Source organism: Haloquadratum walsbyi J07HQW2, from assembly GCF_000415985.1.
In the GTDB taxonomy this organism is placed as follows: domain Archaea; phylum Halobacteriota; class Halobacteria; order Halobacteriales; family Haloferacaceae; genus Haloquadratum; species Haloquadratum walsbyi_B.
In genome coordinates this window covers 2530129-2556639 of sequence record NZ_KE356561.1, presented here as the reverse complement: position 1 = coordinate 2556639, position 26511 = coordinate 2530129, and the positions used below count along the sequence as shown (strand labels likewise).

General features: G+C 47.6%; 28 protein-coding genes, 1 tRNA gene and 3 pseudogenes. 18 read left to right on the top strand and 14 right to left on the bottom strand.

What is annotated here, in order from left to right; translation table 11 throughout:
- Positions 1–16: 16 nt before the first annotated feature.
- Positions 17–178, bottom strand: a complete 162-nt coding sequence (locus tag J07HQW2_RS18700; RefSeq protein ID WP_303704118.1) for a hypothetical protein — start codon at positions 176–178, stop codon at positions 17–19.
- Positions 179–343: 165 nt separating this feature from the next.
- Positions 344–1015, bottom strand: a complete 672-nt coding sequence (locus tag J07HQW2_RS12010) for a DUF7097 family protein (protein ID WP_021055804.1) — start codon at positions 1013–1015, stop codon at positions 344–346.
- Between the two features lie 457 nt (positions 1016–1472).
- Here J07HQW2_RS12010 and J07HQW2_RS12005 point away from each other — a divergent pair, with 457 nt between their 5' ends.
- Positions 1473–3062, top strand: coding sequence for a (R)-citramalate synthase (locus J07HQW2_RS12005; RefSeq protein WP_021055803.1), 1590 nt, complete (start codon positions 1473–1475; stop codon positions 3060–3062).
- Between the two features lie 102 nt (positions 3063–3164).
- Here the strand turns inward: J07HQW2_RS12005 and J07HQW2_RS20075 are convergent.
- Positions 3165–4339 (bottom strand): annotated as a pseudogene (locus tag J07HQW2_RS20075) (transposase).
- 461 nt (positions 4340–4800) lie between these two features.
- Here J07HQW2_RS20075 and J07HQW2_RS11995 point away from each other — a divergent pair.
- Positions 4801–5166 (top strand): DUF8081 domain-containing protein, encoded by a 366-nt coding sequence (locus tag J07HQW2_RS11995; RefSeq protein WP_048075665.1) that lies wholly within the window; start codon positions 4801–4803, stop codon positions 5164–5166.
- Positions 5167–5269: 103 nt separating this feature from the next.
- Here J07HQW2_RS11995 and J07HQW2_RS11990 read toward each other — a convergent pair.
- Together J07HQW2_RS11990 and J07HQW2_RS11985 are read right to left on the bottom strand one after the other, a co-directional pair.
- Positions 5270–5354 (bottom strand) — tRNA-Ser (locus J07HQW2_RS11990).
- Positions 5355–5408: 54 nt separating this feature from the next.
- Positions 5409–5867: a hypothetical protein gene (locus J07HQW2_RS11985; RefSeq protein ID WP_048075276.1), complete on the bottom strand. Its 459-nt coding sequence runs from the start codon at positions 5865–5867 to the stop codon at positions 5409–5411.
- Positions 5868–5980: 113 nt separating this feature from the next.
- Here J07HQW2_RS11985 and J07HQW2_RS11980 point away from each other — a divergent pair, with 113 nt between their 5' ends.
- Positions 5981–7135 carry an ABC transporter ATP-binding protein gene (locus J07HQW2_RS11980; protein ID WP_021055799.1) on the top strand — a complete coding sequence of 385 codons (1155 nt, stop codon included), beginning with the start codon at positions 5981–5983 and terminating at the stop codon, positions 7133–7135.
- Positions 7132–7968 carry an ABC transporter permease gene (locus J07HQW2_RS11975; protein ID WP_021055798.1) on the top strand — a complete coding sequence of 279 codons (837 nt, stop codon included), beginning with the start codon at positions 7132–7134 and terminating at the stop codon, positions 7966–7968. The genes J07HQW2_RS11980 and J07HQW2_RS11975 overlap by 4 nt, the downstream gene beginning before the upstream one ends.
- Before the next feature lie 70 nt (positions 7969–8038).
- Here J07HQW2_RS11975 and J07HQW2_RS11970 read toward each other — a convergent pair whose 3' ends face one another.
- Entirely contained in the window at positions 8039–8425 is a 387-nt protein-coding gene (locus J07HQW2_RS11970; RefSeq protein ID WP_021055797.1) for a hypothetical protein, read from the bottom strand.
- Between the two features lie 205 nt (positions 8426–8630).
- Between J07HQW2_RS11970 and J07HQW2_RS11965 the strand changes: the two genes are divergently transcribed.
- Together J07HQW2_RS11965 and npdG are read left to right on the top strand one after the other, a co-directional pair.
- Positions 8631–10022, top strand: coding sequence for a cryptochrome/photolyase family protein (locus tag J07HQW2_RS11965; protein ID WP_021055796.1), 1392 nt, complete (start codon positions 8631–8633; stop codon positions 10020–10022).
- Between the two features lie 145 nt (positions 10023–10167).
- Entirely contained in the window at positions 10168–10836 is a 669-nt protein-coding gene (npdG, locus tag J07HQW2_RS11960) for an NADPH-dependent F420 reductase (protein WP_021055795.1), read from the top strand.
- 110 nt (positions 10837–10946) lie between these two features.
- On the opposite strand, the gene hisE is transcribed toward npdG, so the two are convergent.
- The 6 genes and pseudogenes from hisE to J07HQW2_RS11925 form a co-directional block, all read right to left on the bottom strand.
- Complete coding sequence (hisE, locus tag J07HQW2_RS11955) at positions 10947–11249, bottom strand: phosphoribosyl-ATP diphosphatase (protein ID WP_021055794.1); 303 nt, start codon at positions 11247–11249, stop codon at positions 10947–10949.
- A gap of 192 nt (positions 11250–11441) precedes the next feature.
- A complete protein-coding gene (pdxT, locus tag J07HQW2_RS11950; protein WP_021055793.1) occupies positions 11442–12059 on the bottom strand; it encodes a pyridoxal 5'-phosphate synthase glutaminase subunit PdxT in 618 nt (205 codons plus the stop codon).
- A 182-nt stretch (positions 12060–12241) separates the two neighbouring features.
- Positions 12242–13738 (bottom strand): annotated as a pseudogene (locus tag J07HQW2_RS18685) (transposase).
- A 321-nt stretch (positions 13739–14059) separates the two neighbouring features.
- Positions 14060–14224, bottom strand: coding sequence for a preprotein translocase subunit Sec61beta (locus J07HQW2_RS11935; RefSeq protein ID WP_014555190.1), 165 nt, complete (start codon positions 14222–14224; stop codon positions 14060–14062).
- Positions 14225–14833: 609 nt separating this feature from the next.
- On the bottom strand, positions 14834–15274 hold the full coding sequence (locus J07HQW2_RS11930) for an acyl-CoA thioesterase (protein ID WP_021055791.1): 441 nt from the start codon (positions 15272–15274) through the stop codon (positions 14834–14836).
- A gap of 219 nt (positions 15275–15493) precedes the next feature.
- Entirely contained in the window at positions 15494–16117 is a 624-nt protein-coding gene (locus J07HQW2_RS11925; protein ID WP_303704115.1) for a hypothetical protein, read from the bottom strand.
- A gap of 384 nt (positions 16118–16501) precedes the next feature.
- On the opposite strand from J07HQW2_RS11925, the gene trxA reads away from it, so the two are divergent.
- The 12 genes and pseudogenes from trxA (at position 16502) to J07HQW2_RS11875 (ending at position 24877) form a co-directional block, all read left to right on the top strand.
- Positions 16502–16765, top strand: coding sequence for a thioredoxin (gene trxA, locus J07HQW2_RS11920; protein ID WP_048075273.1), 264 nt, complete (start codon positions 16502–16504; stop codon positions 16763–16765).
- Between the two features lie 113 nt (positions 16766–16878).
- On the top strand, positions 16879–17028 hold the full coding sequence (locus J07HQW2_RS18680) for a 50S ribosomal protein L40e (RefSeq protein ID WP_011570611.1): 150 nt from the start codon (positions 16879–16881) through the stop codon (positions 17026–17028).
- Between the two features lie 444 nt (positions 17029–17472).
- Positions 17473–17880, top strand: a pseudogene (locus J07HQW2_RS20070) (hypothetical protein); the annotation flags it as partial.
- A gap of 133 nt (positions 17881–18013) precedes the next feature.
- Positions 18014–19243 carry a translation initiation factor IF-2 subunit gamma gene (locus tag J07HQW2_RS11915; protein WP_021055786.1) on the top strand — a complete coding sequence of 410 codons (1230 nt, stop codon included), beginning with the start codon at positions 18014–18016 and terminating at the stop codon, positions 19241–19243.
- Positions 19244–19420: 177 nt separating this feature from the next.
- A complete protein-coding gene (locus tag J07HQW2_RS20065; protein ID WP_021055785.1) occupies positions 19421–20050 on the top strand; it encodes a PilTVapc superfamily protein in 630 nt (209 codons plus the stop codon).
- Between the two features lie 3 nt (positions 20051–20053).
- On the top strand, positions 20054–20638 hold the full coding sequence (locus J07HQW2_RS11905; RefSeq protein WP_021055784.1) for a DNA-directed RNA polymerase: 585 nt from the start codon (positions 20054–20056) through the stop codon (positions 20636–20638).
- Positions 20639–20836, top strand: a complete 198-nt coding sequence (gene spt4, locus J07HQW2_RS11900) for a transcription elongation factor subunit Spt4 (protein WP_021055783.1) — start codon at positions 20639–20641, stop codon at positions 20834–20836.
- 11 nt (positions 20837–20847) lie between these two features.
- Positions 20848–21408 (top strand): GTP-dependent dephospho-CoA kinase family protein, encoded by a 561-nt coding sequence (locus J07HQW2_RS11895; protein WP_021055782.1) that lies wholly within the window; start codon positions 20848–20850, stop codon positions 21406–21408.
- A 256-nt stretch (positions 21409–21664) separates the two neighbouring features.
- Positions 21665–21982, top strand: a complete 318-nt coding sequence (locus J07HQW2_RS11890) for a 30S ribosomal protein S24e (protein ID WP_021055781.1) — start codon at positions 21665–21667, stop codon at positions 21980–21982.
- Positions 21983–22170: 188 nt separating this feature from the next.
- A complete protein-coding gene (locus tag J07HQW2_RS11885; protein WP_021055780.1) occupies positions 22171–23772 on the top strand; it encodes a bifunctional N(6)-L-threonylcarbamoyladenine synthase/serine/threonine protein kinase in 1602 nt (533 codons plus the stop codon).
- 125 nt (positions 23773–23897) lie between these two features.
- On the top strand, positions 23898–24161 hold the full coding sequence (locus tag J07HQW2_RS11880; RefSeq protein WP_021055779.1) for a DUF5808 domain-containing protein: 264 nt from the start codon (positions 23898–23900) through the stop codon (positions 24159–24161).
- Positions 24162–24253: 92 nt separating this feature from the next.
- Entirely contained in the window at positions 24254–24877 is a 624-nt protein-coding gene (locus J07HQW2_RS11875; protein ID WP_021055778.1) for a non-canonical purine NTP pyrophosphatase, read from the top strand.
- A 228-nt stretch (positions 24878–25105) separates the two neighbouring features.
- Here the strand turns inward: J07HQW2_RS11875 and J07HQW2_RS11870 are convergent, their stop codons facing one another.
- Together J07HQW2_RS11870 and J07HQW2_RS11865 are read right to left on the bottom strand one after the other, a co-directional pair.
- Complete coding sequence (locus tag J07HQW2_RS11870) at positions 25106–25603, bottom strand: PIN domain-containing protein (RefSeq protein WP_048075663.1); 498 nt, start codon at positions 25601–25603, stop codon at positions 25106–25108.
- Between the two features lie 343 nt (positions 25604–25946).
- Positions 25947–26511, bottom strand: a 565-nt coding sequence (locus J07HQW2_RS11865) for a potassium channel family protein (RefSeq protein ID WP_048075272.1), incomplete at its 5' end; no start/stop codon positions are given.

The following is a 26511-nucleotide window of genomic DNA, read 5'->3' as shown; positions in this document are numbered from 1 at the left end:
TCTGTCCTTCGGGGAATCAACTAACAAACAACGAGCAATCATCACCGTAAGTGACTCCAACTCCGAGTGTGAGTCCGGTGAACCCGACCACCGACCACCGCTCCTGTGGCACACAGAACACAGGAACGCGTTCTCGGGTGAGGATAAGAGTCCCGGGGCGAGGGTTTGGGCTTGGCACTCCCACTCTCAACACACTGTCCCTTGCCTTGCCCGGCTGTACACCGATTCGAATAGTGTGTGAGTTTGGCAGTCTGTGAACCTACAATTTCCAACTCAACTCAACTCAACTCAACGGTGCGGTCCCGTGGCGTGGGATTCCCGCGTCTTCAGGCGCGGGAGGATGTCAATAGTCGTCTATTTCATTAGCAGGCGAAAACCCAAGTTCCTGTTTCTCACGTGCACGGCGTTGCTCTCGGGCAGCGAACGCCTCAGGATCGGGTGATGCATCATCATCTAATCGAGCGAATGATTGATGAATTTTGGAATGACACCATCGACATACTGCAACTGTAATTTCATGATTACAAGCTATCTTTGCTTCTGTGTCGTTTTGTGCGCTCTTTTCTATGCTCTCATTACTAGTTTCATCGATATCTGAGATAACCGAGTTGTCAGCAGTGTCGCTTCCATATGAGAGGTGATGTTCTTCAAGAAGCGATTGTGTATCTGTATCGTGTGCGATGCGAACATTTTCGAGACCACAGCGAACACAGGCGCGGTTATCGGTCGTTGATTGATACTGTGTACACTCACGAAAAGCACTGACAGGGATTGATGATTCCATAGACGATGATACGCTGTCAGATTCTGCGGGAGTAGTTCTGTTTCCGCCGTCGTATGAATGAGCAAGGCACGCATAATCATCGTCCCGCCGTTCTGCGATGAACTCAGGATTATCGATATTCTGCGAAAGGGCAAGTCGACATCGACCGTCGTCCGTCAGATGATCGCAAGTGTCGGCATGCTCGTATGGATCATCAACGCCGACAGGTGTTCCATCTGGGGTTGTATACATTATATTGAGACCATCGCAAAATACGGCATCATTCTATCAATTAATAACAGATTCAATAGATTATCACTGCTTGCTAATGACAATATGTTCGTAATTTCCGTTGATTGTATTTTCATTTGATGGTTAAATATATTTGATATTATTTACTTCTCGATCGGTATTTAACAGGTACAAGCCTAAATCCCCTTCCTCAAGGAACGAACGGCAAAAAGCCGTGAGTGAGTAGGGAGGGGTAATTCACTATTGGTTCTAACGGGAAAGCACTGGATTGGTTGATAATATGTATTTATTCCGAAACCGACACGAAAATTACCTTTTTACACTGAGAAATATGATCTGTCAAGAGGTGGTCACTACCGTAATGTCTCGCATGATTGTGGGTATGTCGGCTTGAGTATTTAAAAAACAGATATTTTAAGTATGTTCAAGAGATATACCACAGGTGAGTATATGACTCGTGGTCGATTTATTCGGGGGTAGCCCCGACATACCCCTTGCATCCGCTTTGGATTCCGACGATACAGTACAGCTTCTTGATACAACGCTTCGAGACGGTGAGCAAGCACCTGGGGTTTCACTTACTCCTGAGCAGAAGGCCGAGGTTGCACATGAACTTGATCAAGCGGGCGTCGAGTTTATTGAAGCTGGTAGCGCCTGCACCGGTGAAGGTGAACGAGAAACAATCCGACAGGTGACAGCGCTTGATCTCGATGCAACCGTTACGAGCTTTGCTCGTGGTGTCAAATCCGATATCGAACTTGCACTTGATTGTGGCGTTGATGGAGTAACGATTGTTGTCCCTGCAAGCGACCGGCATATTAAAAAAAAGATCGGATCAACGCGATCAGAAGTAATCACGACGACTGCTGAGTTGGTCGAGTATGCAAAAGATCATGACCTCTGGGTCGAAGTCATCGGCGAAGATGGCTCGCGAGCTGAAATCGAGTTTCTGGAGAGGCTAATGAAAGAAGCACTTGATGCTGGTGCCAATCGATCCTGTTATGCTGACACAGTTGGGCATGCTACTCCTGAAACGACATATGAGTATGTATCTCGACTTGCAGCGCTTGGACCTGTATCAACACATACACACGATGACCTTGGATTTGCGATGACAAATGTATGGGTAAGTCTTGCTGCTGGGGCTGACCTCGTTCATGGCACTGTCAATGGAATTGGTGAACGAGCTGGAAATGTTGCACTTGAGGAGGTCGCAATTGCGCTTGCGCATGGTTACGACATTGAAACAGCAACGCTTGAGCAGTTATACTCTCTCGCACAAACCGTCTCACAAGCGACCGATATACCCCTTCCGCCAAATAAGGCGGTTATCGGTGAAAATGCGTTCACACATGAAAGTGGGATCCACACGGATGGAACCCTGAAGGATAAAACCATGTATGAGCCGTATTCACCAGCATCTGTTGGTCGTGAGCGGCGCCTCGTCCTTGGGAAACATGCTGGTCACGCGGGTGTTCAAGCAGCACTGGATGAACATTGTGTTGATGTTTCTGAAAGTGAAATCACAGCCATCGTTGATCGCGTCAAGGAGCTTGGAGACCGTGATAAGCGTGTGACTGATGCGGACCTTCTTACAATTGCTGAGGAAGTTCAAGGGCGTGAGCGGGACCGGCATGTTAAACTCCTGGATCTAACGGCAGCCTCAGGCGGAGGAACGCCAACAGCATCAGTTCGACTTCGTGTTGGCGAAAATGAGCGTGTTGCATCTGGGACTGGCAGTGGTCCAGTTGATGCTGCTGTTGAGGCAGTTCGAGCAGCGCTTGGTACAGATGCAGATGCACAGTTGGATTCCTATCATGTTGATGCAATTACTGGTGGGACAGACGCTGTGGTGACAGTTGAAGTTGAAATGTCGCGTGGCGATCGGACTGTTTCTGTTGCAGCATCTGACTCTGATATCACACGCTGTAGTGTTGAGGCGATGATTGAGGCGCTTGATCGACTTCTCTCAGTCGATAATAATGAGGCATCGTCGGATGTTGAACGGAGTGCTGACGCTGATGACGTGAGTCTTGCTGATGATTGATTAACATCCTTCTACGCCTACAGGCTCCGGAATCTCACGGCGTCGCACCGCTGAGTTGGGATATTATGATTTGCAGGCTACCACTTGGTCCTGCGGTTGGAATCACATGGACAACTCGTATAAGTAGACTCCTGGCTGTGCCAACCAGCCGAGCCGGGACTCCTCTCTCCACCCGAATCGGGGACAGACTCGGAGTTACTTTCCTCGGTGATAGTGAGACGGATGTTCCTCGCCCCGTCCACGCTTACGTTGAACGCCGCGTCACACGACTCACACACATACAATCCACGTTCGACGCGCTGACTGTCGTCTTGTTCGTGTCGCTCTCGTTCACTTCCCACGAGCTCAATCCCCTCGATCTTCGCCTTGTATTCGAGGATGTCCGTGAAGCGGTCGAACGCCCACACACATGCAGGTCGAGGTTGCCGTGTTTGCCCCAATTCTTCGACTCAGCATCTTCGTTTTGATCTCTCGGACACTCTCCAACTCACCGACGTGAATACGACCCACTCTTCTCAATACACCGTCGAGCAGTATGCTTGCAGAGGCTGTGGAAGAAGTCAAATGGGTTCGACGCTCCGCCCATTTGTGATGGAGTCGCCCCCTGAGTCGTCGCAGGTGGCGATCTCTCTCGGGAAGTAGTAGCCGTACCTATGCTGTTTCAGACGATTGCCGGAGTAGAGGTCGGCGTCCTCGGTGCTGTACACAACGGCAGCGAAGTGACAGATTCCAAGGTCGATATCCGCTGTCTCAGCACCGGGAGCGTCGGGAGTTTCCAATTCGTGCTTGCACACAATAGTTCCTACCGTGCTTTAGCCTTGTCGTAGACAGCGCGAGCCTGTTGGAGGTTCTCGATGGTGACGCCGGGCGCGGTTTCGTACTCGACGAGGATTTACTCTCTCACTCGGGGAGACTGTTTGTGATTGCGGTGTTTTGAGAGGCGCGACTCGTCCGTTCTTGATGCCGTGGCGGATACCTTTCTGCTTCCACGTCACGGTGTTCCGTAGATGTTCTTCGTGGACGCGACGACCCTGGTGATCGGAGTAGTTTTTCTTGCGGTAGCCGGGTGGATTGTCTCTGTCTTCGCTGGAGCCGTCCCACGGATTGAAGACTTCAGCGAGTTTCTCCAGAACGTGCTGACTGGACTGACTGTGCAGTCCCTTGTGCGCTGGATGAGTGTTCAACTCCGAGTCGTCGGGGATCTCGACGGGTTCACCCCATACTTGACAACATGGGAGCGTTAGTTTGCGACGTCGCCACGTGAGACGACGTCTCACGGGCTCTTAGACGGAGTGTAGTCTGGTCTGAGACCGTTCTAGAGTAGAGTTTGCTGTTGTTACTGGCTGGCATTCACCTGTGCCGTGCCCGTGCCCGTGTTGGTCGAGCATCTCAGCCACTTGTGAGTGGGTGAGGATTGTCGCTCGGTGGGTTCGGTTCGGTGGATGTGCATCATGTCATGGACCGCTTGTATAATGAGTTATGTAATCTTCTAGACTAACTGCTCGGATTGAGGCGGTACAAAGCCAGTCGTGCAATCGACTGGTGGGTGGGGTAGGTAGGGTAGGGTCGGATTCATCTGACCCTGACGATGACGGTGAAGGGTCAAGGGATTCTCCTTGTTGTTTATAATATCAATTATTTTAATTCGTGTCAATAAGGAGACTTTGGGGATCCCATGTCATATCAATGGTCATCATAAGCGACTAGTCACTCATCTGTGTATATTTATCTGTATATCGTGAGCAAGTTCCTCGTTGATATCAAATCATCTGCACGGCGAACGAATGGCTCTGTTGGAGAAATCATTCGTGATCAGGGAAGTCGTCACCAGTTCGACAGTCGGGAAGATGCAGAAGAGTGGGCTGCGGAGCTTGCAACCCGTGGTAGTGCAACAGTTTGGATTCGAAGAGCAAATCCATCAGATAGCTCCGATATTGATGCATACCTACTTGGACGATACACACCATCGCCATTATCATCACGAGGACAAACACAATCGAGGGTGACTCCCGAGTCAAAAGTGAGAATTATATCTACGAGCGATGATTATGATAATAATGATGAGACTGAGCAGTATACACTCTCGATGAAACAATCTGAGTGATTGAATATTTAATTATATGTTGCTTAGAGTACACGTCTAATTAGTAACTTGCATGCGATGCAGATTTAATACAGCTAGCATCATATAAAGAGAGCACGTGTAACGCCGAGGGTGAGATTTGAACTCACGTGTCCGAGCGGACAGCAGATTTCGAATCTGCCGCCTTGACCAGGCTAGGCTACCTCGGCTTGGGTAGTATTACTCGATGTGACAGTTAATTGGTTTCGATTTCGTCGAGTTGGTTATGTTTCCGACCGATCAGACAATGCTGATAATGTCGGTGCTTCCCGAACGTCATGGAGTGAGCAGTACCATGCACCTCGGACACCGTGTCCATCATTCTCGACAGGAGACTCAAGCGGAACAAGCTCATCCCAGGTAAATACAATAACAACGCGCTCTGTTGAAAATGGGTCGATGAGTGTCTTCCAATCGTCAGTAGTCATTGGACCATCAGTCCCGCGACGCTGTTCGACTCGGTCTACAATACGTGCATAATGTGTGATTGCAGAGACTGGTGCGGTCCGGTAGAATGCAAGATACTCGAATGACCGACGCGTTCTATCATATGATTTTGGTGATGGATAGAGTCCATCACGACAGCGTTTGAATGTATCCGGTTGTGTCGCCACAACACAGACACTCCCATCTCCGGGGGCGTCATCAGATGGCGTATCCGCAGCAAACCGATCAAGATCCATATGCATTGTCTGTATGCAACGCAGAAAATACCCCTACCCCCACATCGGCAGAACGGCACCTGCCTACTAGCGGTAACGCGCTGTTTATCTGTACGACGAATTTAGTGGTTGCAATGGGACGCAGTGCGGTTACACCTCAAGAAACGACGACTGAAGAAAGTCAGGATAATGATGACTCACCAGCACTTGTCGTCGACGGCGTGAGCAAGCAATTTGGCAGTGGAGACGATGCTGTCACTGCGGTTAATGATATAAGCTTGAATATTGAACGGGGTTCAATCGTCGGGCTACTTGGACCAAATGGAGCGGGAAAGACGACCTTGATCAAATCTATTCTCGGAACGGTTCTTCCAGATACAGGGGCGATTCGAGTGCTCGGCACTAATGTCAAGAATAACCGACGAACAGCATATGCTAATGTTGATGCAATGCTTGAGGGGGCTCGAAATGACTACTGGCGGCTCACAGTACGAGAGAATCTTCGGTACTTCGCAACAGTTAGCGGTATTAATCCAGATTCGGTCGCTACTCGGCATGCACAGTTACTTGAACGATTAGATCTCACCACATGGGCAGATACACCGGTTCGAGAGCTATCACGTGGTATGAAACAGAAGGTATCTCTCGCAAGTGTGCTCGCTGGGGGAGCCGAACTTCTATTTCTTGATGAACCGACACTTGGATTGGATGTTGAGGGGTCCCGTACGCTTCGGACTGAGTTACGACGACTTGCGATTGAGGATGGACTGACAGTTGTCCTCAGTAGTCACAATATGGCAGTTATCGAAGATGTCTGTGATCGAGTTATTGTGATGGCAGATGGGCGTATCGTTGCTGACAGTGATGTTGAGACGCTCGTGGAAACAGTTGGAGGCGAACGACTCCAAATTAAAAGCAATGATTTGACACATAGTATTGTGTCAAAACTTCGTGAACGTATCGAAGAAACAGCACTTACAGCAACCATAGATAGTGACCCCCGCATTGAGGTTGAACTCTCAAAGGTCTCATTGTATGAGTTATTTAATATATTGGAGGGATCGGGGGTAGAAATTGAAGATATTCAGACAGTTGAAGTAGGACTTGAGGAGGCTTTGATTGCGTTGACAAGTGCCCAATCGCAAGCCAATACTCAGAGACAGTCAGAGGCTGTTGATAGAGAACGAAAGGAGGCGCAATCAGCGGACGGTGAGATCCACACCGACAATAGCCAGCGTAGCAACCGTGCTGAGACCGATGTAGTCAGATCACAGGAACATGAATTATGACTGATTATCAACTGTTCTCTACAACACAACACGACGACGCAGATCGGTCAGATCCACAACCAGCCACATATTATCATCTGGCGAAAGCGGTCCTTATTCGTGAATTTCTGTTATTTGTTCGGTATCCAGCAAACGCGATTGGCGGAGTTGTAGTTGCACTGTTCTTCTTCATCGTATTATTTTATGGGGGACAGTTGCTAGCTGGACGAGCATTAAGTGATTCAATTGAGGGCATCGTTGTTGGGTACTTCTTGTGGACACTTTCATCAGGTGCGTACTCATCGATATCTAATGATATCGGAAGTGAAGTTCAGTGGGGAACATTAGAGAGACATGTTACCACACCATTCGGCTTTGCTCCTGTGGCATTGCTCAAAGGCATTGCAAAACTTGTTCGGACATTTCTCACATCAGTAGTGATTCTAATCGGGATGTTACTGGTGACAGGAACCGAACTTGCGTTTCCTCCGGTAACAGTCGTTGTAGTTGCATCAGCGAGTGTTGCGTCAGTGCTAGGACTTGGGTTTGCTGCTGGTGGAATCACTGTACTGTACAAGCGAGTCGGAACATGGCTTGGGCTTCTCCAGTTTGGATTTGTCATCCTGGTGTCGGCACCTGTATTCTCAATTCCATGGCTTCGAGCACTTCCGTTGGCACATGGGAGTGCACTTCTCCAGCGAGTGATGGTTGATGGAACACGTCTCTGGGAGTTTGATATCGTTGAACTCGGTGTATTATTCGCTATTGCAGGAGTGTATCTAACTGGTGGGTACGTCGTTTTCCACTACGCAACACGGCGAGCAAGACGGCTCGGTGTGCTTGGTGACTACTAATCATGTATATTCGAAATCAACTCTTGCATGATTGTTGATTCCGCCGGAGTTCGCCTCGCTACTAGTATGGTCAGCGACTTGGGGCAATTCGTGCCAGTGTTAGGTACAATCCGAACGCAGCAAGGAGTAGTCCAGCAAATTGTGTACCAGCTGTTGCGATGAACCCAACATCGTATAGTAGCGGTGCAGCCATGAACCATCCACCAAAGATTGTCGTCAGTACTGCTGGGGCAAGAGCAACAACACCATCTCTACGAAGTAATCGGAGACTTTGGACTGCAAACACAAGTCCGAGAAGGCTACTTGAGACTATACTCCCAGTAAATGCCGTCGATGAACCACCAATCAGTGGGGTCACACCAGCGAGTAAACACCCAATAACTCCAATAATGGCACTAGTGAGTAAGAATGGTGCATCCCGCTGCTCAGCACTTCGTGCATCTGATGTGAATGGCATCCTATCTGAGAATATGTGCGATGGTGCAAAAGTTAGCTGATTGCAGGCGGGAAGGCTATTTTCTCAGGAAATCATTAAAAATAGTGAGTCCATAAACTAACTCATTACGGATAGTGAGTGTATATTTGAATAATTGAAATATCTCAGATAGTCCATCTGAATCGGCAGCCGAAGGCTACTATTCGTTCCAGCACATAGATACAATATGCGTTTATTTTGGCATCGACGTGATCCTCGGCTCCGAGATAACGCTGGATTAGCCGCCGCAGCACGAGCCGACGCTGGATCAGTTTTACCGGTGTATGTATATGACTCAGATTTATTTGGCGCGATTGGGACGCGACAGCAGACATTCTGGATGCGTGCAGTCCGTCAGCTCAAGGAGGCATATCGTGAGCGTGGAAGTGATCTTATAGTTCGTGCTGGCGACCCAGGCGATATCATTCCGACGTTAGCTGAAGAGTACGACGTTGATGGTGTACACTGTAATGAACACTACCGACCGGGGCGACAGTCTCGGCGTGAGCGCGTCGCGAGTAAGCTCGATGAATCCGGGATTGAATTTGATCTGCGAACAGATCATGTGCTTGTCGACCCTGGCCGACTTGATACATCATATCCAAATCATAGTCAGTTCCACAATGATTGGGAGGATGTGCCAAAACGGTCAGCATATGACCCACCAGGAGCTGAAACGCTGGTTAAGATCAGTGATAAAAAGACGGTCCCTGTTCCAACAGTCGAGATTGATCTTCCACCTGCTGGGTACGAGGGTGCGCGAGAACGCCTTGATCGGTTCTGTGATAGAGGTATTTATGATTATAATGATACACGCGATGATCTTGCAGAGGCTGCTGAGGAACCAACAACAGCAGTCTCACGAATGTCACCATATCTCTCTGGGGGAATGATTGGTATTCGTGAAGTGTGGGATGCTGCAACTTCAGTGTATGAGGCTGTACATGGGAATGAGCGACGTAATGTCGATAAGTATAGATATGAACTCTCTTGGCGCGAACAGAATTACCATCTGCTATATCATAATCCGAGTCTCGCGGTCTCAAATTATAAGTCGATTCCAAACGAAATACAATGGCGCGATGATGATGAAGCGTTTAAATCATGGGCTATGGGAAGGACCGGCTACCCCCTTGTTGATGCTGGTATGCGACAACTCAATCGTGAGGGCTACATTCACAACCGTCCCCGACAAGTGGTGGCGAGTTTCTTAACAAAGCATCTTCTTGTTGACTGGCGTCGCGGTGCACGATACTTTACCAAGCAACTCATCGATCATGATTATGCTTCAAATCATGGGAGTTGGCAGTGGATTGCATCAACTGGTACCGATTCCGTTGATGTCCGAATCTTTGATCCTGTAAGTCAGCTATCAAAATACGATGATGGAGCAAACTTTGTTCGCGAGTATGTTCCCGAATTGAGTGATGCACCGACGGAGAAAATCATTGAGTGGCCAACACTGTCACCCGGTGACCGTGCACAATTTGCTCCAGACTATCCCGACCCAATTGTTGGAAGAAATGAGGGATACGAGCGTGCGCAACAGACGTTCGAAAAAGCGCTCGGAAAACGATGATCTAGATAAGAATAGATAACAGGCAGTCGCAAGTGGTAGTTCTTCCAAAATCAATCTGATTGCCTCGCTAACGCAGAGAAACTGTAACGGCGGCAGTCCTCCCCGGTCACACAATGGTTTTTAGAGTTCCGACCGCAGTATATGTATGCGTCTCGCATTACTTGGCGGAACTGGCGACATTGGTGAAGGTCTTGCACTTCGTTTTGGGTTTCATACGAATCATGATGTTGTAATTGGCTCTCGTGATCCTGACAAGGCACATGATGCGGCAGAGAGATATACTGACGAGCTAGACTCACGGGGTGTTGATACAAAGATCACGGGGTTTGAGAATGGAATGGCAGCTGATCGCGGAAAGATTGTTTTCTTGTGTGTTCCCCCGTATCACGTCGCAGATACGATTGCTGTCGCCGAAGACGGACTGTCATCAGATGATATCATTGTTACTCCAGCAGCAGGAGTAAAACGCGATGAGGATGGTTTTCATTATCATCCACCAAGTGCAGGAAGCGTCACGGCACTTGTCGCCGATTCCGCACCTGATTCAGTCCCTATTGTTGGCGCGTTCCACAATCTTGCAGCAGGGCGGCTTGCGAATCTTGATGCGGATCTTGGTATTGATACATTACTATTAGGCGATGATACAGCAGCAAAGGAAACAGTCGCTGACCTCGCTGAAGATATCAATGGTCTTCGGGCGCTTGATGCTGGAGGTGTTGCAAATGCTGCTGAGGTCGAGTCATTGACCCCACTTTTGATCACGGTCGCACAGCAGAATGAAGGTCTTCATGACCTTGGTGTAACGTTCGATTAACACTATTGTAACCCAAAGGTGCCTATGTTGATCATCTGTCGTCACTATAGACCGGTTCTCAAAAACGGAGATGGCGTTAAATAATGTTGAAATGATAGTATTACATAATATTAAGACCGATCTAAAAGTTCCTCACGGAGATCATCAAGCGTTATCTCCTCCATGGCAAGTACAACAAAAAGATGATAGATAAGATCTGCACTTTCAGCCTGGATCGCTGCTGAGTCACCGTCCTTCGCTGCAAGGATTGTTTCAGTCGCCTCCTCACCTAATTTTTCAAGTGCGGCGTTCTCTCCCTTATCATGAGTCAAAAGCGATGTCGTGTATGAATCATCTGGCAACGTTTCTCGTCGAGACTCAATGGTCGAAAAAAGGTCATTAAACACCGCGTCTGGTAGTTCATCATCAGTCATAGCTTATTGTCCGTATCAGGTGAAAAGAGTCATCCGATATGTTATGCAACTCATGAATATTCAATAGCTACTGGTTAGCGGCTATCTCAACTTGAGCATTTTAATTAGTATATTACGGTCATATCTGGATATATTCGCTCAGAGGACGTTGGAAGAGACAGACATACTGCTCAGTTACAGATATGTAATTGATTAATCGGGTGATGTCGCTTGGTTGATTTTACTGTTTTTATTCGCAAAAAATGCAAGATCATGGATGCGACTGTCTGGTGTCAATTCTGGGTGAAATGCGGTTGCAATGACCGAACCATCTTGGACGGCAACAGGATGATTATCCCAGCGTGCAAGCACCGTCGTATCCTCACCAACAGCATCGACAACCGGCGCACGAATAAACACAGCTGGGAATGGCTCATCAAGACCTTCGATATTAAGTGGTGCTTCAAAGCTATCGATCTGTCGACCGAATGCATTTCTATCAACCGTGACATCAATGATATCAAGCGTATCAACACGGTCATCCTTCGCGTCGCGGGCAGCAACGATTAATCCAGCACATGTCGCAAGAACCGGCTTTCCAGCTTCAACATGAGACTGAATTTCAGTATCAATTCCCTCTCGATCTAATAATCGTGAAATAGCCGTTGACTCACCACCAGGAAGCAAGAGGACATCGCAGTCAGGAACAACACCAGATTGTCTGATCTCAACAATCTCAACAGATACATTATGAGACTCCCCAGCACGACGGATACCCGCAGCATGCTCAGAGACATCACCCTGTACTGCAACAACACCAGCTTGAATCATACATATACGATAGATGCACAATGACAAAAGATGTCCGTTCAACCGAGTATCGCTCTGCAGGTAGTGATATTTTCACTATAGTTATCATATAAATGTTAACGATGGTATCGGACAGGACTCAGATAATGAATAAATACAATGCGATGATATCTGACATCCTCTCGCACCTGCAGGCGCCGGAATCACACGGCACCGCTGCGCCCCGCTGGATCGGGAGATTCCGATTTGCAGTCTACCACTTGATCCTGCAGTTGGAATCTCCTGGACAACTCGTACAAGTAGACTCCTGGCTGTGCCAACCAGCCGAGCCGGGACTCCTCTCTCCACCCGAATCGGGGACAGACTCGGAGTTATTTTGCTCGGTGATGTCGAGGCGGATGTTCTCCGCCCTATTCACCTTCACGTTCACGTCAGCGTTGAACGCCGCATCACACTCCTCGCAGACATACAGACCGCGTTCAATACGTTGACTTTCGTCTTCTCTCCCACGCACGCAACACGTCATGTCTTGCTTGTGTTGCGCTCGGACACTTCTCCGAGCTGAATATCTTCGACTTTCGCCTTATGTTGTATCCGAGAATCGAGGTGAAGCGGTCGAACGCCCACTCGTGTCCGTGTAGGTCAAGATTGCCGTGTGTGTCCTAATTCTTTGACTCACCGTTGTGCCGTTCTCGTCCTCACGGACACCCTCACCCTCCAACTCACCGATGTGAATGCGACCAACACCCCGCTCGATACACGTCTCAACGATGTGTGTCGCGAGACTGTGGAAGAAATGACTGCGGCGCTCCGACCACTTGTTGTGAAGGATAGTAGCTTCTTCGCTACTGCTGTCGTCACAGATAGCGATTTCTGATGGGAAGTAGTAGCAGTGCTCGTCTTGTGTCAGCTGGTTGCCGGGATAGAGGTCGAGTTGGCATCCTCGGTACTGTACAAAACTGCCGCGAAGTGACAGATACCGGGGTCGATACGATACCTGTCGTCTCGGTGCCAGGAGCGTCAGGAGTCTCAATGTCGTCTTTACAAACGAAGTGGAGCTCCCACTGCCGTTTTGAGTTGGAGGTGTCGTAGACGGCGCGAACCTGTTCGAAATTTTCGATGGTGACGCCGGGCGTGGTTTCGTACTCAACGAGAACGTACTCTCTCGCTCGGGGGGACTCCTTGTGACTGCGACCTCGTGAGAGGCGAACCCGATTGGTTTTTTTATCGTGGCGGACGCCATTCTGCTTCCGCGTCACGGTGCTCCGTGGGTGTTCTTCGTGAACCCGACGACCCTGTCCTGGTGGTCGGAGTAGTTTTTCTTGCGGTAGCTGAGTGGATTGTCTCGCTGGTCGTTGGAACCATACAACGAGTTGAAGACTTCAGCGAGTTCCTCCAGAACGCGCTGACTGGACTGACTGTGCAGTCGGTTGCCTTGTGTGTTTGATGAGTCTTCAACTTAGTTTTCAGTTCTCCGTGATTGGGTATTTCACCCGTGTCATCCATACTTTGCGGGAATAGTAGTTAGCGACATCACCACGTCAGACGACGTCTCACGGGCTTTCAGACGGAGTATAGTCTCGTCTGAGAACGGTCCGGAGTTTGCTCTTGCTGGCTGACCACCCATGCCAGTCAAGCAACTCTTCTACGTGACCGTGGCTGAGGATTGTCGCTTGATGGGTGCGGTGGATGTGCATCATGGAACGCTCTATAACGTGTTAGAGTTGTAGCATAGCTAACCGTGTGTGATTGGGACCGAGAGTGAGAGTGATAGAATATCCAAGCCTGCTACTGAGACTGAGAGTCGGGTGTGTCAGAGTAGAGTGGTCGGATTCAGCCGGCGCCTGAAGACGCGGGTTTTCTCCTTGTATTCTATAACTGAGTAAGAAATGTTCTCATCAGCGTTGTACTAACTAGAGAATTTCAGCGGCAATTTCGTAACCACGGGTCGTAGTGGCACTCAGAATGTAGTTGTACGAATCTAATATTTGCTGTGGCATTCAGATATACTGTGTAGATCTTTAGATTGCAAGCGCATTCAGCACGAGAACGCCCACACCAAAGAGCACACCAAATGCAACGACTGTCTTTGGATCAATCCGTATTGAATTTCGATCTTCAGCGTCAAAATATCGTACAAGACCCGCACTGGACATCAATCCTCCAGAATTCTGGCCACTGCTCATATGTAATGATACGCTGTTTCAGTGTCTAAATGTTTCGACTTACTATATCTCCCGGATTTCAATGACAAATTCTTGATTTTGTTCTTAGTATTGTTTTGCAATGATGTTTGGTTTCACGATTTCAGAGTAACGCTCTTGTCAATCTCTAAGCCTCCAGATGACAGATACGTGCTGAATTTCGTTGCTTACTCATGTTTCATATACAATGCTAGTATTTGTTGTCAGACTCAGGGTAGTAAAAGCGTGTTTGTTCTAAAGATGATAAGCGTTCATTACGAAGCCTCAGCATCACACAGGACAACTCATAAGATTAATACATTAATAAAATAACGTTCAAAAATTATCAGTGCTAGTCCATATTCTGTCTATCATTGTGAACTAAATTATCGATGATAGCGAATTGAGTCAGTAGAGATATTAATGAGATTAGTAAGGTGAAGCTCATGCTTAATAAAGAGAGGCTTCGGAATGATCCCATGTTCGTGTTTTCGAAAGAGATCTATTGAGAATTCTAAGATACTGTGATCGTCATATTGATATGCAATATGTGGAAGTAATTGCTATTACCAGCATCAATACATTGTCAATACCGTATACATAACTGACTATTTAACAGGGAACGGTTTTGACAAGTTGCTCACCGCGGTCAGTCTGTGGAACAACTGATGGGAGTGCAACGGAATCGCTTTCATCTTCATCCTCGTTGACAGCAACCATCGTGAAACATGCTGACGTCGCTGGGATAACTTCTGAATCGCGTGGATTACGACTTTCGACAGTGACTCGAACCCCAATACTTCTTGTACCGGTTTCGTATACGTATGCTGAAAGTTTCGCGACATAACCAACGGGGATTGGATTCTGGAAATCCACGCTTCCGATGTGTGCTGTGACACAGGTGGTCCCCGCAACAGTCATCGCCGCAGTTGCTGCCAATTCATCCATCAATCGTACTGTCTCCCCACCGTGGACGTTTCCATCGTTGTTTGCCTGGTCCGGTTGAATTCGCTCTGTCGACTCTACGTATGAATCAAGCACTGAAACTGCCACGTATTATCAAATGGGTTGAGAATAATGAATTTAGGGATGATATTATTCAGTAAGTGCCATTCTTCATGTGTAATAACCATTTCAAATAAAGAAACGATATGGTGTGTTATCGGGTGATGTTCTAATCAAATACCGTTAGATAGCCCAAATTGGTAGAAATACTTATTTTAATTATCGGTAGGTGTAGTATGGATCCAGTCGTTCAGTCCATGCTATATTTTATGCCTCATAATCGCCTCTCACGAGACAATAATTCGTTATATCTAATGTTTTCACACCAGCCATTTCTGTCATTTCGGTCTTATGATCAACCATGAGGACCGTTTCATTATTATTGGGGCTGTTATCATCTATTCGTTTTACTTCGAGTATCTGTTCATTTCCACACTTCGGGCATGAGTCCATCTGGCTCACCCGAGGGTGATTATCACTATTTTTCACATGCTCCGTCAGTGCGTGTTTATCCTCAAATCCATCACCACACACGTTACAGGTGTATGTGCTTTCAATGTCATTCGAATTGTATTCAGCGGTATCACCCGTGTCATCTGTCTGTGTCTCGATACTAGTGGTTTTATCCGCTGAATTAGGTTGTTTGGGTGACTCAACGCTGTAAATTACTGTCCCATGGATAGCAGTACTGCCATCGCTTTTGGGTACTCTCACACGTTGATTTGTCTCAGTGAGAATACCGTATTGGACCATTGTCTTCAACACGTCATGTACTGTCCGGGTTGAAGCATCAACGGCGTTATCCACCTCACGCTTGGTGAATCCATCAATAGTCTGCTCACGCACCGGTTCAACAACGCGCTTAATATCACCATTTTTGAATTGATGCACTGTTCTCCATACGCGGTCTCGCATCGTGTCTTTACCCATGTAATATATACAGTAGGTCTGGTGACTTCAGGTCTATGCAAGATACACAGTGGACTCACATAGTGCGATGTAGTCTAGCAAATACAGCACCGTCTAACGGGTCTAAAATGTATGGAAAGTACACGCTCACGCTTGGTAGAGAGATTTTCGATTATGTCAATCACCCCTGATTGGTATTTACTGTCGACCATCTATGATGGCCCTGATGGCGAGTGGATACACTTGTGAAGTTCTGGTGATATATGCGAGTCGTTAGCTAAATGTCAATAATAACTGATGAACTCTCGAACACTGATACTGTGGAAACGTTTATTTGACATACATGATTACTGCTGTCTGAATACGATGAGTATCAAGTTACTTGATTTCTATGCTGACTGGTGTGGTCCATGTAAAACGCAGGATCCAATTCTCGATGAACTCGAAGCTGATTACACGGAAGTCGCATTTGAGAAAATAAATGTTGATGACGAACAAGATATCGCCAATCAATATGAGGTTCGGTCACTTCCAACAGTCGTAGTAGAAAACGACGATGGTGTTGTTGATCGATTTATTGGAGTCACTCAACGTGAGGACATTGAGGCGGCGATCCAGCAAGCACTCTGAGAGTAGTCGGTTTTTTACATTCTAGCTTCTGTGTCAATTTTCATTTTCGGTGATCAGAAAAGCCCGTGTCAGCGCCTCGCAACTGTTTTACACACGTATAAAATAAAATCAATATGGCAAGGAATGAAGCTGCAATAAAACGAACGCTCGAAAAGCAAATTTGTATGCGCTGTAATGCGCGTAATCCACAGCGCGCAAGTGAATGTCGGAAATGCGGATACAGTAACCTCCGTCCGAAATCAAAAGAACGAAGAGCTGCATAAGCGTCCTGGCGATATCGACGTAAGTCCAGATGATATCAGTTACTTCGGCATTACCTCTGGACTGTTCAGCATAAGAAGTATCATTTATGATACCACAGAAGCACTAATGTCGTCACGCTTGTTTTGGCATCAATCTGTCTCAGATCAATACCACATACATGGTTTCACAGGCTCGTCGCCGCCAACTATTGGACCATGGAAGTTTGCGTCATATTGATTCATTGAATAGGAGAATAAAAACAGCGATTATAAGAGATATTAACACTCATACGCTGTGCTGTCACAGATTATACAAAATCAAAGAGAACACCCGACACGTTAGCGTCAGGATCAATCCGACAACTCCTCTACAGTCAATCGTCAGTACCACAAGCCGATATTCCACGTTTTTAAGCTGATTATTTATGATAGAGGTGAGTATTAGTGGCTCTACAATTATTTTGCATGCTAGAAGTTCATCGCATCATCAGACGGGAGTCCTCGATCACAATCAGGTCATGGAACCGCTGGACCGCCACGGTGACCGGCGAACAAACTCTGGAATGTTCTCAGACAGCGCTTGAAGACTCGTAAGATGTAGTCTCATGACCCCGTCAACTACCACTCCAGAAAATCTGGCATAAAATGGGCGAAGTTCCTGACTACGGCAGCCTCAAACACCATACTAAGGATTAAATATGTCCACCTCTCAAGAGGCACGAATCAGAAGGAGTACCTGAAAACGTAGAGTGTACCCTCTGTGAGTACGGGACTCGTCCCGGTGTCACCGTCGAGAACCTCCAACAGATCAGGACCGTCTACGACAAGGCGAAGAGCCGATGGGAACTCCACCTTGTTTGTAAAACCGAAATTTGTTTGCTCAGCGCTCAGCGATTACAGAATAGCATGCTCACAGACCGGTGTTGCCGCATTTCGATGTGAGAACAGCAACTTTATCTGTCGCTCAAGGTGAATTGATTCCAAGATTACTTTCAGGAGGTCAATAGTGACACAACAAATACAACAACCGGAGGTGAACATCGGACTCGTCGGCCATGTTGACCATGGAAAAACAACGCTCGTTCAAGCATTGTCCGGCTCATGGACAGATCAGCACTCAGAAGAAATGAAGCGAGGCATTTCAATCCGACTTGGTTATGCCGACGCAACGTTCCGTTCGGTTCCTGACGTCGACCCACCAGAGGGATATACCGTCGAGGAAACCGGTCCTGATGATGAAGCGACTGAGACACTTCGAACGGTTTCATTCGTCGATGCACCAGGTCATGAGACGCTGATGGCGACAATGCTCTCTGGAGCAGCAATTATGGATGGTGCTGTTCTTGTCGTTTCAGCAACAGAAGATGTGCCACAAGCCCAGACCGAAGAACATCTGATGGCGCTTGATATTATTGGGATTGAAAACGTCGTCATTGCACAGAATAAAGTCGATCTTGTTGATCGTGAGCGTGCAATTGAGTCATATGACCAGATCGAGTCATTTGTCGAGGGAACAGTCGCTGAGGATGCTCCGATCGTTCCTGTCAGCGCTCAACAAGCGGTCAATATCGACCTCCTCATTGACGCTGTTGAACGTGAGATCCCAACGCCTGATCGCGATGCAGATGCCTCAGCCCGGCTTTATGCTGCCCGTTCATTCGATATCAATCGTCCAGGGACAACCTATGAGAATCTTTCTGGTGGTGTTATTGGCGGTTCTGTGTCACAAGGGCGACTCGAGACTGGAACAGAAATTGAATTACGCCCGGGGCGCGAAGTTGACGAGGGAGGACAAAGTGAGTGGCAACCGATTACAACAGATATTCGCTCATTACAGGCAGGCGGCGAAAACGTTTCTGAGGTAACCCCTGGAGGATTGTGTGGGGTTGGCACCGGTCTAGATCCAAGTTTAACAAAGGGAGATTCCCTCGCTGGACAGATTGTTGGTGAGCCAGGGACACTGCCACCGACGCGTGAGTCATTCACAATGACGGTTGAGTTGCTTGATCGGGTTGTTGGTGATGAGGCTGGTGAGGTCGAGACAATCTCAACGGGTGAACCGCTGATGTTGACCGTTGGCACAGCAACGACCGTCGGAGCGGTCACGAGTGCACGCAGCGGTGAAGCTGAGGTTTCTCTTAAACGACCGGTTTGCGCCGAAAGGGGGTCAAAGATTGCAATCAATCGTCGCGTTGGTGCTCGATGGCGACTTATTGGGATTGGGACGCTTGAATAAGTGATATACCCATTCATTGTTGCTATCATATCTGAAACTGTCATTAAATTCAGTTCGCAAATCTCGAACGTAATACAGTATAGCATAACATAACCAGGTATGTCGACAGCAGGAGCGGATGTAGTACGGACGTGGTATAACCCGTCAAGATGAATAAAATATGAGATTACCGATAATATGATTGCTGTAATCCTCGATACGAACGCGTTAATGCTTCCTGTTGAGCGGGATGTCCGACTTTTCGAAGAGCTTGATCGGATTCTTCCGGAAAGATATATATCAGTCGTGCCGCGTCCCGTTGCTGTTGAACTTCACCGTCTCAGTGACGGTGCTGGAGTTGAAGCAACGGCCGCGAGCGTTGGGAGCGACTTGCTTACCCGGTGTTCCATCGTTAATACGGAGGCTGATTTCGCCGATGATGCTATTGTTGAATTAGCGGCTATTGATGATATATTAGCTCAAAGTAACGAATGGGATGTCACTGCCACAGTTGACAGCACCGTGAAGCAGCAGCATGATGACAAAGATATCGGTACACATACGAATGTTCATAATAATATAGATGCAGACAGGCAAATTGATGTGGAAGCCGACGCTCAAGTCGATAATAGCAACACAGGCGTAATCGACCTTTCCGAATCAGAATCAGCAGCGAAGGCGACTACAAAGGCGGCTGAAAGTGGATACACGACGACAAAACAGTATGTCGTTACGGAAGATAGACCGCTCCGTGATCGATTACATAAACGTAACATTCGCGTAATCGGTATAAGGGGGCGAAACACATTGGAGATAACAGAACCATAATGTATGTATAAACGGGTACAACTTACAGATACAGTCGAAGTGCCTCCGCGGCACCTTGCAGATGTCACACCACAGCGAGTAAAGCGGCTTTTGCAAGATAAATTAGAGGGACGAATGGATGAAGACATTGGAAGCGTTGTAAGCGTCATCAGCGTGCTTGATATTGGTGAGGGAACGGTTCTTCCAGGGCGCGCTGGCGTATACTATGAAGCTGAATTCGATGCTATCACATTCGATCCAGCAATGCAGGAGGTCGTTGATGGAGAAGTCGTCGAAGTTGTTGAGTTTGGAGCATTTGTTGGAATTGGTCCTGTCGATGGACTATTGCATGTCTCACAAATTTCTGATGAGTACCTTGCATACGATGGTGAGAATCAGCAACTGGCGTCCACAGAATCAAATCGGACGCTCGGAGTTGGTGACTCTGTGCGTGTTCGGGTTGTGACAAAGAGTATTGATGAGCGAAATCCTCGCGATTCGAAGATTGGTCTTACAGCGAAACAGCCCGGTCTTGGTAAGCATGGCTGGTTACAGGCGGACCGACAGGCGAACGCTGCCACGACGGAGGCCGGGGCGGAGGGCAAGTAAATGGCACAAACCCGCCTTTCATGTCGCGAGTGTCATTATATAAACCACGCCGATTCACAGACCTGTGAGAACTGTGGGTCAAGTAGTCTGACTGAGGACTGGGCGGGATACGTCGTTGTCACGAATCCAACCGATTCAGCAATTGCTGAGGAGATGAATGTCACAGAACCTGGCGGTTACGCGCTGAAGGTGCGTTGACGTTAGTAGTAATGGCTGAGTTGCCTCTTAGACTTCCATCATCACTTCGACAAGAATTCAAGTCACCGTTTGGACCGGTGTATACGGATGTTAATGAATTCCTCATCGATGCTGATCAACCGATTATTGCTGTTGGCGATATTGTAACCTATCACCTCCGGATGGTCGATTACACTTCAGCAGTAGCTATCATTGACGGGCAGACAAAACGTGAAACTGTCGATAAAACGATCAGTACGGTGCTGTCAGAACATAATCAGCGGATTGATATTGAGAACCCACCAGGTATGATATCTGCGGCATTATTGGAGGCATTACACACAGCCGTATCGAGATCTGAGCCGGTGACAATCGTCGTAGAAGGTGAAGAAGACCTCGCAACGCTTCCAGCTGTTCTGATATCACAACTCGGGGGAACGGTGGTGTATGGACAGCCCGGTCAAGGGATGGTGCGGATTCCTGTGACTGCTGAGACAAAAATAAAAATGGAGAGACTGCTAAATCGTATGGATGGAGACGCTACTGCTGTATTTGATCGACTCGCAGTCGATCGAAATATCGATGAGGAGTAATTTTAATGCGTTGATGAGACACTGGATTTTAATTATCATAACAGTCAACAGATATCTTTGAAGTATATCGAATATAATAAATGAATAAGATTGTGTCATATACTGTCGATAGTTAATCTCGCTTCGATTTGCTCGTGTCACTCTCGTTTGATGCTATTGTGGGCGTAGTTGGTAATAACAGTTAGATATCGACAACTCGATGTATTGCTTCGAAATCTTTTTAGCCGTTTCAAATCGAATATAGGATAACTTAACAATGGAAATCGATATTCTCTCTGAAGATGAAAACTCGATGTTACACCGGACTGACGTTCAATTTGAGATCGTGCATGACGATGCCACGCCATCTCGGCTATCTGTTCGTGACAGTCTGGCAGCAAAAATTAATAAAGATTCTGATGAGGTAGTTGTGCACAAACTTGATACTAAATTTGGGATGCGGAAAACAATCGGATATGCAAAAGTGTATGAATCACCGCAGTCTGCTCGCCAGGTTGAGCAGGATTATATGCTTGAACGAAACAAAATTGAGATTGAACCAGAGAATGAAGACAGTGCAGCAGAAGGCGCCTGATAGAGGTTAATTCGGGCAATAACGCCCAATAGTCGATCATAATCGGTACTCACAGATACTAGATGTCACGTGTCCGCTCTATCAATAATTACAGATGATCTTTCGACAGTAGTCGAGATATGACTGCCTTTTTAGGATATATTGCTTAAGATATCCACTACAACGACATATATTATATTACATTCACTATGCGTATTCTTGGAATCGAAGGAACAGCATGGGCGGCAAGTGCCGCAATATATGATACTCGTGATGAAACAATAGTAATCGAGTCGAATCCATATCAACCTGATAGCGGTGGTCTACACCCACGAGAAGCAGCCGAGCATATGAGCACGGCACTCCCTGAAGTTATCTCAATCATTCTTGATCGTGCAGCAACTTCTGGGGAAACCAATACAATTGGAATCGATGCTGTGGCATTTTCGCGTGGTCCTGGACTTGGTCCGTGTCTTCGAGTTGTTGGAACCGCCGCTCGAACACTCACGCAGGCGCTGTCTGTCCCACTTGTCGGCGTAAATCATATGATTGCACATCTTGAGATTGGTCGTTATCAATCTGGGTTCGAAACGCCAGTCTGTCTGAATGCCTCAGGAGCAAATGCACACCTCCTTGGGTATCATCGTAGTCAGTATCAGGTGCTTGGTGAGACGATGGATACTGGCGTTGGGAATGCTATCGATAAATTCACTCGTCATCTTGAATGGGATCACCCTGGTGGACCGAAAGTCGAAGCAGCAGCGACCGATGGGGACTACTGTGATCTTCCATATGTTGTTAAGGGAATGGATTTCTCATTTTCAGGCATCATGTCGGCTGCAAAAGATGCTGTTGATGATGGGGCTCCCGTCGAGGATGTTTGTACAGGGTTGCAGGAGACAATCTTTGCAATGCTGACTGAAGTCACAGAGCGGGCGCTCTCACTGACTGGGACATCTGAACTTGTGCTCGGCGGAGGAGTCGGGCAGAATGACCGCCTTCGCGAAATGCTCTCAATGATGTGTGCTGCTCGTGGTGCCTCATTTCATGCACCTGAGCCACGATTCCTACGAGACAATGCGGGTATGATTGCTGTATTGGGTGCAGCAATGCATGAGGCTGGACAGACAATCTCAGTCGAGAATTCTGCTGTTGACCCAAACTTCCGCCCGGATGCAGTTACTGTCAAATGGCGAGATAATCAAACGTCAGTGACTCACACCCCTACAACACTCAGTGAATCACCAATACGAGGAGCAGAAGCAACGGTTAGACGTGTGGATGATCGTGTCATAAAACGGCGTGTTGAAAAATCATACCGGCATCCTAAACTTGATAGACAGCTCCGTGCTGAACGTACACGGGCAGAGGCGCGATTGACTAGTGCTGCACGACGTCTTGGTGTGCCGACACCTGTTATTTATGATGTCGACCCCATGACGGGGACGTTGATATTCGATTATGTCGGTGATGCTGACCTCGCAGCAGAACTCACCGAGAGTCGGTGTCGAGCGGTAGGACAGCATCTCGGGAAGATACATGATGCAGGCTTCGTCCACGGTGACCCGACAACGCGGAATATACGTGTTGACCCAGCACAGACTTATATGATCGACTTTGGTCTAGGTTACCATACCGATCATATTGAAGACCACGCCATGGATCTCCATGTGTTTATCCAGAGTATAACTGGAACTGCCTCAGATCCTAACCCACTCATTACTGCGTTTGAGTCCGGATACGCCGAGACGGGAATGTCGACCGTCCAATCGAGACTTGGCGAAATTGAATCCCGTGGGCGATATCAATGATTCACTCATTGGTATCGATGGTGGCGATTACACATAGATACGATCATAATGACATTCATATGTTGGCTTGCGTCCCGACTGGCTGATAGAAAAACGATTTATGACCGACCATCGTAGATGCATGTATGGACGATGAAACGAAACGGGGAGATATATTCGGCGTCCCGTATAATTTTGAACGACCATCGCTTGGGCGGTTAATAGCCGCTCGCTGGCAGCCTGGTGCAAGCATGATCGTCGAAAAACCGTTTGGAATTGGATACACACTTAATCTCGCAAACTGGCGGTCGTGGATTGCGCTTCTCGTTGTCGGGGGGTTACTCTTTCAGGAACAACAAGGTAATGATGAACCTGAGGACGACAGCCCTGTTGAGGTCATCGTTGATTAATCGTGTGTCTCGGTGCTTATCGATTCAGTCGTTGAGGAGTTGGGGGATACAACGATGCATCGCGTGAGATCAATGCAGTTGAGAGCTAACGTATGGTGGCAGGATCTGTGAGTGGCGACACTCTTCGGTACGTTACGACAAATAGTGGGAAAGTGCATGAAGCTCAGTCATATCTCGACTCGGACGTGGTCGAATCATTGTCATATGATTATACGGAGATTCAAGCGACATCACTCCGTCCGATTGCAACGACTGGGGCTCACGAGGCGTATCAATATGCCGGTTCGCCGGTACTTGTTGATGATGCAGGATTGTTTATCGATGGATTTGATGGATTTCCTGGTCCGTACTCCGCGTTTGCTGAGAATACACTCGGTATAGAGACTATTCAACGCGTTGCTGAAACCGAACTTGATGCGCCAAGATCAGCTTCCTTTCGATGCGTTCTTGGATACTGTGATGGGGAGGCGATTGAGTCATCAACTAATGAGTACACCGATACAATCATCGGGAGTGATGCACCTCCCGTGAAGTTGTTTACTGGGGAAGTAAGCGGTCAAATTGTTTCTCCTCGAGGTGACGGTGGCTTTGGATATGATCCAATTTTCGAACACAATGGGATGACATTAGCTGAGCGTGATGCCGCTGATAAAAATGATATCTCACATCGTGGTCGCGCATTAAAATCGTTTGCTGAGTGGTTCCAGACACGCTGATTTATCAATATGCATGTCTGAAAATCAAGTCTTTTTTGGAGATAATATTTACAAGCGGACACGGCGAACGCTACAGGGCTTGACCCCGAGGCAGGTCACCTATTGAGATTCCTGTTTTCACAGGAGTCAATAACGGTTTTATTTTCAACACCAGTGCTTGCCGCCCAACTATTATCAATAATATCTATTGCAGTGTGTCTGTTTCGCTAAGTGAGTCGACACAGAGGATTATTCTATTCGCGAGGCACGGTCGGGACCAGGGTATGTGCCCTCGTCATCAAACGTAGCATCATACAACTGCTCAGGTGAAAATACCGCTGTATAGGCCGCTGGCTCGCGAACGCTGACCGGAAGCTGTCCGCGAAGTGAGGCACCTACCTGTGTTGACTGTAGTTGGTCATTGAATGATAAGATGTGCATAGCACCGCCTCGGTATGCTGTTGCCAGTGCTGGATGGTCGCCGGGGGGATGTGTTACAATTGAACACCACTCTGTCATGTGCACTCGCCACTCACGAGCGAGCTGATCTGTGGTTAGTGCTGCAATGAGTGCTTCCGCGTCGGTCAGTAGTGGATCGCTTCCAAATAGTGTCATCCATGAATGTGTCCAAAGACTTTCGAGTGCTTGTCGAGCGTCAGTATCGCTTCCACAGAGGAAATCAGCGACAAGAACGTCTGCATCAACGACAACAGATGTTGGGACTGGCTCAGTGGCTGGCTCAGTGATCTTTGGCTCAGACTCTGGCTGATGAGTATCGGATTGAGCGTCCGCTAATCTATCTGTTCGGGTGTCATCAAGCAACTGTTTGATTCGTCTGCGATCAATGTCATCACAGTTACTTACGACGTCACCTGCTTGTGACAGAAGTGCACTCCAGGAGTCCGTGTTCATACTGCTGAATAGACCCTACATGAATAGAAAAATAACGACCACACCCAGTGTTGATACTGAAATTTAGTAGAAAGTGTATGAGTATCTATTGGGTATGATAACATCTACAAATTAGCAACTCGCTAAGACAGACAACAGGAATGGTTAGATCACTTATGATATGTGGGAATCGTCGGATTCAGCTGTTCCCTACCAGCGTTTGTCGGACTTTCATAAGATTATCATGTTCAACGACAAGTGCAAGTCGATCACCGCGTTTGACTGTAGTAGCCGGTAATGGAATCGTCATTGGCTCGTTCGCCCGTCCATGTGCATATATTCGCCCGTGATCACCTAGCTCAATCTCATTTACTGTCTGACCGACAATCGGAGCAGTGTTTGGAACTGAAAGACTGGTTAAACTGAGACCCTCTGTAAGTTCATCAAGCACATTGAAATTGCCACCGAGAAGTGCAGTTTTAGCGCCCACAGCTCCAAGCCGCTCCGGATCAATTACCTCATCAACGTCAGATTCATATCGTTCATACACATTCGGATTGGAATCTTCACTGATACGCATTGCAACGCGACAGCCGTGCTGCTTACCGGTCAGACAAGCGGCGAAATTGATACTTGGGTCGCCGGTGAGCCCGCCAAGTGCAACAGCGTCATCAACACCCGCTTGTTCTAGCACTGAATCATCACTTCCGTTTCCTTTGATAACCTCAAAGCCGGCAGTATCAGCACGTTTGATCTTATCTGAA